Annotated in this window: 7 protein-coding genes and 1 pseudogene; 4 read left to right on the plus strand and 4 right to left on the minus strand. The window is 55.4% G+C overall.

The genetic code is table 11. The features are described 5' to 3' along the window. Window positions 1-33: 33 nt before the first annotated feature. On the minus strand, window positions 34-1368 hold the full coding sequence (locus ACWYRJ_RS10845; RefSeq protein ID WP_149367181.1) for an MFS transporter: 1335 nt from the start codon (window positions 1366-1368) through the stop codon (window positions 34-36). 317 nt (window positions 1369-1685) lie between these two features. Here ACWYRJ_RS10845 and ACWYRJ_RS10850 point away from each other — a divergent pair, with 317 nt between their 5' ends. Continuing rightward, entirely contained in the window at window positions 1686-2084 is a 399-nt protein-coding gene (locus ACWYRJ_RS10850; RefSeq protein ID WP_115876818.1) for a potassium channel family protein, read from the plus strand. Between the two features lie 169 nt (window positions 2085-2253). Next, entirely contained in the window at window positions 2254-3279 is a 1026-nt protein-coding gene (locus tag ACWYRJ_RS10855) for a TerC/Alx family metal homeostasis membrane protein (protein ID WP_023309545.1), read from the plus strand. Between the two features lie 60 nt (window positions 3280-3339). On the opposite strand, the gene ACWYRJ_RS10860 is transcribed toward ACWYRJ_RS10855, so the two are convergent. Continuing rightward, window positions 3340-4002: an HAD family hydrolase gene (locus ACWYRJ_RS10860; protein ID WP_455507864.1), complete on the minus strand. Its 663-nt coding sequence runs from the start codon at window positions 4000-4002 to the stop codon at window positions 3340-3342. Window positions 4003-4242: 240 nt separating this feature from the next. Between ACWYRJ_RS10860 and ACWYRJ_RS10865 the strand changes: the two genes are divergently transcribed. After that, window positions 4243-4770, plus strand: a complete 528-nt coding sequence (locus ACWYRJ_RS10865) for an NlpC/P60 family protein (protein WP_455507865.1) — start codon at window positions 4243-4245, stop codon at window positions 4768-4770. Between the two features lie 5 nt (window positions 4771-4775). Here the strand turns inward: ACWYRJ_RS10865 and ACWYRJ_RS10870 are convergent, their stop codons facing one another. Both ACWYRJ_RS10870 and ACWYRJ_RS10875 read right to left on the minus strand, forming a co-directional pair. Beyond that, window positions 4776-5570 (minus strand): SDR family NAD(P)-dependent oxidoreductase, encoded by a 795-nt coding sequence (locus ACWYRJ_RS10870; protein WP_111963723.1) that lies wholly within the window; start codon window positions 5568-5570, stop codon window positions 4776-4778. 32 nt (window positions 5571-5602) lie between these two features. Beyond that, on the minus strand, window positions 5603-6484 hold the full coding sequence (locus tag ACWYRJ_RS10875; RefSeq protein ID WP_223580686.1) for a LysR family transcriptional regulator: 882 nt from the start codon (window positions 6482-6484) through the stop codon (window positions 5603-5605). Window positions 6485-6583: 99 nt separating this feature from the next. Here ACWYRJ_RS10875 and ACWYRJ_RS10880 point away from each other — a divergent pair. Beyond that, window positions 6584-6877 (plus strand): annotated as a pseudogene (locus ACWYRJ_RS10880) (phenolic acid decarboxylase); the annotation flags it as partial. Between the last annotated feature and the right edge of the window lie 98 nt (window positions 6878-6975).

Here is a 6975-nt window from a genome sequence, read left to right on the forward strand (position 1 = left end):
AGAAGCGGGACATTTGTCCCGCTTCTGTCATCACTAATGTGTGACCTGTTTTTCGTGTAGCTGAGCGTTGCGGGCCTGCCGTCCCATAATGAGCACCGCGATACCCCCGGCCAGGCAAAGCGCGGCTAGCGGAAGCATAGCCAGAGTGTAGCTGCCCGTTCTCTCGCTGATCATGCCGTAGGCATTTACCATTACCGCCCCGCCAATCAGGTTCGCGATGGCGCCAATCGCGGCCAGCCCCGCCGCTGCCGAGGAGCTGCTCATCCAGCCGGATGCCAGCGCCCAGAAAGGTCCTTTCATAGAATACGCACCCGTCAGGATAATGCTCAGGATCACGATAGTGGCAAAGAGCGAGACGCTTACAAAGGCAGCGAACACGCCCGCAGCAATCATGAACAGCGTCAGCGCGGTATGCCAGCGGCGTTCGTTGGTACGATCAGAATGTCGTCCCCAGACAATCATCAGAACCGATGCCAGGCCGTAAGGAATGGCGTTAAGCAGACCTGTCTCAAGATTATCGAGATGGAAGGATTTCAGCAGTTGAGGAGACCAGACGCTTATGGTGGTGCCCGCGGACGATGCGCCCGCGTAAATCAGCGCCATCAGCCAGATTTGGCGATGCTTCAGCAACTGCCACGTCGTCTGATGCCCAATATTCTTTTGCTGGCTCCGCTCGGTTTCCAGCGTGGTTTCCAGCCACTTTTTCTGTTCATTGCTCAGCCATTTCGCCTGATGAGGGCGATCCCGGAGAATAAACCAGGCCGCAATACCCAGCAGCACCGCAGGTAAGCCTTCAATGATGAACAGCAGATGCCAGCCGCGAAGACCCAGCCAGCCATCCAGCGACAGTATCAACCCTGAAAGCGGGGAACCGATGAAGTTAGCGAGCGGGATGGCGACCATAAAGGACGCAATAATGCGCGCGCGGTAGCGGGAAGGGATCCACCAGGTCAGATACAGCACGACGCCTGGGAAGAAGCCTGCTTCCGCTGCCCCGAGAAGAAAACGGACGATATAGAGCGACGTGGTGTTTTGAACCAGCGCCATGCCCATGGAGACGATGCCCCAGCTGATCATAATGCGCGGGATCCACAGCCGGGCGCCGACTTTCTGCATGGCCAGATTACTGGGTACCTCAAACAAAAAATAGGCCACGAAGTAAAGGCTGCTGGCGAAGCCAAACGCCGCTTTGCTGAGGCCAAGGTCCTCATTCATCTGCAGCGAAGCCATGCCGATATTCCCGCGATCGATAATGGAGACCAGGTAACTGACAATCAGAAACGGGAGAATACGCCAGATCACCTTCCGCATCGTCTCTCTTTCTATGTCCTCGGTGGCGGTCGCGCCGTTACGTAAATGTTCTGTCATTGTATCCTCGCAGGGTGTGTTCTTGATTTTATTAGGTACAACTTAGTTTTATTAAACAAAACCACTATAGCGACGGCGCGTTATTTTTATCCAGTTAATGGAAGGTTTAAATGATGTAAATAAGAGGTGACTCACAGATAGTGCGCTGCGGATATAGCGTTTTCAGCTGCTAACCAGCCGCAAGCTGGTCGTGTCGGTAGAGAAATAATCACGCAACGCAATTATTGCACCAACTTTTCCTCTCCATTCAACTAAGCTTCGACCAGATGCCTCGCCGCGCTCGCGGGGCCATACTCCCTTTGGTCAGAGCACGCATCATGCAGCTACTCAGTATTATTATTTTGCTTACCCTAACCGTGGTGATTCATTCGCTGTGGATGTTTGGCGTTTTAAAATTCATTAAATTAGACGTCGATTCTGCGGTACGCATTGTTTTACGCAATGTCGGTATCGTGATCTCTATGATCTTCGCCCATCTCCTTGAGGCCGGACTGTTTGCGGCGTTTTATTTTGTCATCGACGCGTTTAATGACTGGAACACCAGCTTCTACTTTTCACTGGTGAGCTATGCGACGGTAGGGTACGGCGACGTCACGTTACCCCAGCACTGGCGGCTCATCGGCGGGGTGGAGGGGCTGGTGGGCGCGTTGATGGTGGGCTGGTCTGTAGCGGTTCTGGTGGCGGTGCTGCAGCGCTTGCGCGGAATGAGCGCCTAAACGGCAGATGCGCGATCCCCGCCTGGTAAGGTAAAGTACACCCCTCTTTTCGTAGCCGACAGGGCTGCGGCTTTGAGGGTGAAAAGGCTGATTAACAGCCCACCCTTTTCTGTTCCTGGTTTACGCCAGTTTGCATGGTGTTGTGTTTTGTCTGCCAAAAGGGTTTTGTATGTCTGCTGCTCATCTCGGTTTCCCGACTGAAACCGTTGTTGTCTTTGTGGTGATGGCCGTTGGAGCGATGTTTATCGACCTCTTTATGCACCGTCACGATAAACCGATCTCGCTGAAAAGCGCGGCGATGTGGTCCGTTTTCTGGGTCATGATGGCGATGGCCTTCGCCGGTTTCCTGTACGTTCACCACGGCGCCGAGATGGCGAGCCTGTTCCTCACCGGCTACGCGCTGGAAGAGGTGCTTTCCGTCGATAACCTGTTCGTGATGATGGCGATCTTCGCCTGGTTCGGCGTGCCGGATAAGTACCGTCACCGCGTGCTCTACTGGGGCGTGCTGGGGGCAATTGTCTTCCGCGGCATCTTTGTGGCTATCGGGACCAGCCTGCTAAGCCTTGGGCCGTACGTTGAGGTTATTTTCGCGCTGGTCGTCGGCTGGACGGCGGTGATGATGCTCCGACGCAATGAAGAGAGTGACGAAGTGGAAGATTACTCGGGTCATCTCGCCTATCGTCTGGTGAAGCGCTTCTATCCGGTCTGGCCAAAAATCAGCAGCAATGCCTTTATTCTGACGCAGAAAGAGGTGGATGCGGAGCTTGAAAAGCCGGAAAACCAGGACGTGATGGTCGGACGCGTGAAGAAGGCGAAGCGCTATGCGACGCCGCTATTACTTTGCGTGGCCGTCGTCGAACTCTCTGACGTGATGTTCGCGTTTGACTCCGTGCCGGCCATTATTGCCGTGAGCCGCGAACCGCTGATTATCTACAGCGCCATGATGTTCGCCATTCTTGGCCTGCGTACGCTTTACTTCGTGCTGGAAGCGCTGAAGCAGTATCTGGTGCATCTCGAGAAAGCGGTGGTGCTTCTGCTGTTCTTCGTTGCGTTCAAGCTGGGGTTAAATGCCACCGATCACTTCTGGCATCACGGTTACAGCATTGGCGCCACGGCCAGCCTGTTTGTGGTATTGGGCGTGCTGGCGCTGGGAATTATTGCGAGCGTGATGTTCCCGGGAAAACGTGAGGCCTGATGCATCGTTTTTCTCCCTCTCCCTGTGGAAGAGGGCCGGGGTGAGGGCACCAGACCGCACTTACCCCTTAATCGGTGAATTCCGACGCTTGCGCGGGTGATGGAAGTGCCGCCAGTGCGGATCCTGCGCCGCCGCCAGCAGCTCGTGGTCGCCGCGGGTGTCACCCCAGGCGCGCAGGTGATAGGCGTTGAGATCGCCATACACTTTTTCCAGCCTGGCCACCTTCTGGGCGCAGCGGCAGTTATTGCCCGTGATGCGTCCCGTCAGCTTGCCGTCTTTCACTTCCAGCTGCGTGCCAATCAGCTTAATGCCCAGTTTGTCAGCCCACGGCTGGAGTACCAGCGCCGGGGATGCGGAACAGATGGTCACTTCCGCACCGGAATTCACCTCAGCCGCCACCGCCAGAACCCCTTCGGGACGCATCAGCTTGTTCCAGTATTTTTCGCAAAACGCTTCCGCCTGCTGGCGCAACCATTGTTCATCCACGCCCGTCAGGAACGTTTTAATCAGCACTTCCTTCAGCTCATCACGCGTCAGCTTGCGACGCACGCAGTGGAGCGTGGGCAGCGCCATGCGCACCAGGCGGCCCGCGAAGTAACGTTTACCGAAGGCAAAACGCAGGAAAGGAATAAAGCTGTCGTGGTGCGTTAACGTCCCGTCAAAGTCAAAGACAGAGAGCACGTTAGATTTTGCCACCGTCTCGTCGGCAATCATATTGGTCATAAATACGTCTTAGCTGAAATACACATTCTGCGGATCAGTTTACCTGCTTTAGCAGGACAGTCCTTATATCCCCACCATTTTTTTCTCGATCTTGCGATCTCAAAGTCAGTCTATTTTTGGCCTCGATAAGGATTGGCGAAAAAACGACCTGTCTATATTATCGCCACATCGCAAGATATTTAGGGGAACCCATTGAACCCCACAGGTAAGGAAAAACTCACTCACTACTTCTTTCTTGATATGACTCTTAGATCGCTTATTTCAATCCTCACGTTAAGTTTTGCTTCGTTTTCTGCGTTTAGCTTTCAACTTCCAGCGTCGATGGTCTCGATGAACAGTGAGCTGGCAGTTTCACCGGCGAAATCTGCGCTGGTGCATCAGGAAACAGGCCCGCTGCGCTCGCGTATTCTCGATCAATACCAGAAATGGAAAGGCACCCAGTACCGGTGGGGCGGAACCACGCATCGCGGGGTGGATTGTTCCGCGCTGATGCAGCACCTGTTTAGCGATGCGGCACACCTTAATTTGCCGCGCACAACGCGCGAGCAAATTCATCGCGGCGTGCAGGTGGCGCAATACCGCCTGAGGCCCGGAGACCTGGTATTCTTCCAGACGGGTCCGAACCGCAAGCACGTTGGCGTTTATATTGGCGACAGCCAGTTTATTCACGCCTCAAGCAGCCAGGGCGTAACGGTTTCAACCCTGACGGATGATTACTGGCAAGCACACTATATTACCGCTCGTCGGATCGCAGGCAGCGCGGCCTGACAGCATCAGATGATGTCATCCACGACGCCACCGTCGACGCGCAGCGCCGCGCCCGAGGTGGCGGAGGCCTGGGTCGAACAGACATAAATCACCATATTGGCCACCTCTTCAACCGTGGCAGCGCGCTGGATAACCGAGCTGGGGCGGTTGGCCATCACAAACTCTTTCGCCAGCTGCTCCAGCGATTTGCCGGTTTTTTCGATTTCATCTTTCATCATCTCTGCGAAACCGTCCGACATCGTTGGCCCCGGCAAGACGCTGTTGACCGTCACGCCGCTTCCCGCCACGAACTTCGCCAGCCCGCGCGCCAGCGAGAGCTGCGCCGTTTTGGTCACGCCGTAGTGGATCATATCTGCCGGAATATTGCAGGCCGACTCGGACGAGATAAACACCACGCGTCCCCAGCCTTTCTGCACCATGCCCGGCAGCAGGGCGCGGGACAGGCGTACGCCGGACATCACGTTGGTCTGCCAGTAACGCTCCCAGGTCTCATCGTCGGTGGCATAAAAATCCTGAGGGCCGTAAATCCCGGCGTTGTTGACCAGAATATCGACGTTATTCGCCACCTTCAGAAGCGATTCCACCCCTTCCGCCGTGCTGAGATCGGCAATCGCGGCGCGCACCTGTACGCCTGGCACTACCTGCTGCAGCTGCTGAATGCCTCTATTCACCGATTCCATGCTCCGGCCATTGACGATCACTTCCGCACCGCTTTCTGCCAGACCTCTGGCAATGGCGAATCCGATCCCGCCGGTTGAGGCGGTTACCAGCGCCACTTTCCCCGCAAAGTCGATTTTCATCATCTGCTCCTTATCGTTTTAACGTTCGGACCTTAAAGCGTAGCAGGTGAGGATGGTGGCTCCTGGCTAAAAAGGCGCAATAGCGTCTCAACCTGTTCATCAAGCGGGGCGAGAGAGCGCTTTACAATCAGGTGTAGCGGCGTTGCTCTGCGTGCGCCGTGGCTCAGCGGCAGGCGTTTCAGCACGCCCTGATCCAGCTGGGTCTGGATGCGTTCCTCTGGCAGCCAGCCGTAGCCGACCTGAGAGACCACGGCCTCTATGGCGGCATCGATGGTGGAAAAGGTCCACGACTCGCCGGCCGCGCGCGCGGCGGGCTGGCTGTCCGCAATCTGGATAAGCGGCCACGGGCGTAGCATGTCGTCGTTAAGCGGCGCGTCGAGGTGAAAGAGGGGATGCTGATGATGGGCCACGGCAACAAAGTCGATATTCATCAGCCATTCGCCGAGCCCGGTAATATCCTGGCGGCGGGTTAAGACCAACACATCGGCTTCGTCGTTAATGGCATCGGCGCGGGTATTTTCCAGCACCTCGGTCAGACGGACCTGGGTCTGCGGATACTGCTGCTGGAACTCACGAAGAATAGCGAACAGGCGGCGGCGCGGGAAAATGGAGTCCACCACCAGATCCAGCCGCGTGCGCATTCCGTTGCGAAGGGTCGCTGCGCGCGTCTCAACGTACGAAAAGGCTTTCAGCAGCGGTTTAACCTGGTTGAGCAGCAGTTCTCCTGCCGGCGTTAACACCGCCCGTCGTCCTTCCGGCACCAGGAGCGCCACGCCCAGCCGCTCCTGCAGCAGCGACAGGTTATAGCTCACCGAAGACTGGCTGCGGTGCGTTTCTTCCGCGGCTTTGGCAAAGCTGCCCGCTTCGACCACTTTCGCCAGTAAAGACCATTGTTCAAGCGTCGTCTTATGCATGATTTATCTAAAATTTGGATTAATTTGATTAAAACATAGCGTTATTCATTCATTTTTTGAAGGGGTACGATCGTCTCATCAAAACAAAGGAGACATCTTATGAACACCTTCGACAAACACGACTTAAGCGGCTTTGTTGGTAAACATCTTGTATATACCTACGATAACGGCTGGAACTACGAGATTTACGTCAAAAATGAGACCACGCTTGATTACCGTATTCACAGCGGTCTGGTAGCCAACCGTTGGGTGAAAGATCAGCAGGCTTACATCGTGCGGGTAGGGGAGAGCATCTATAAAATTTCCTGGACCGAGCCAACCGGCACCGACGTCAGCCTGATTGTGAACCTGGGCGACAAACTGTTCCACGGCACCATCTTCTTCCCACGCTGGGGAAGGTGCGAATAAGCAGGTCATTTCTTCCCAAGCTGACTCGCTGATTAAAATTTCGCGGATCTGGGCCGATTTTTTTCCCGCAAACACATCGAATC

The organism is Enterobacter sp., assembly GCF_977039595.1.

Excerpts from the sequence above, each read along its gene's own strand:
- ACWYRJ_RS10860 (WP_455507864.1), bottom strand. The coding sequence starts at position 4,002 with ATGACCAATATGATTGCCGACGAGACGGTGGCAAAATCTAACGTGCTC.
- ACWYRJ_RS10845 (WP_149367181.1), bottom strand. The coding sequence starts at position 1,368 with ATGACAGAACATTTACGTAACGGCGCGACCGCCACCGAGGACATAGAA.
- ACWYRJ_RS10850 (WP_115876818.1), top strand. The coding sequence starts at position 1,686 with ATGCAGCTACTCAGTATTATTATTTTGCTTACCCTAACCGTGGTGATT.
- ACWYRJ_RS10855 (WP_023309545.1), top strand. The coding sequence starts at position 2,254 with ATGTCTGCTGCTCATCTCGGTTTCCCGACTGAAACCGTTGTTGTCTTT.
- ACWYRJ_RS10865 (WP_455507865.1), top strand. The coding sequence starts at position 4,243 with ATGACTCTTAGATCGCTTATTTCAATCCTCACGTTAAGTTTTGCTTCG.
- ACWYRJ_RS10875 (WP_223580686.1), bottom strand. The coding sequence starts at position 6,484 with ATGCATAAGACGACGCTTGAACAATGGTCTTTACTGGCGAAAGTGGTC.
- ACWYRJ_RS10870 (WP_111963723.1), bottom strand. The coding sequence starts at position 5,570 with ATGAAAATCGACTTTGCGGGGAAAGTGGCGCTGGTAACCGCCTCAACC.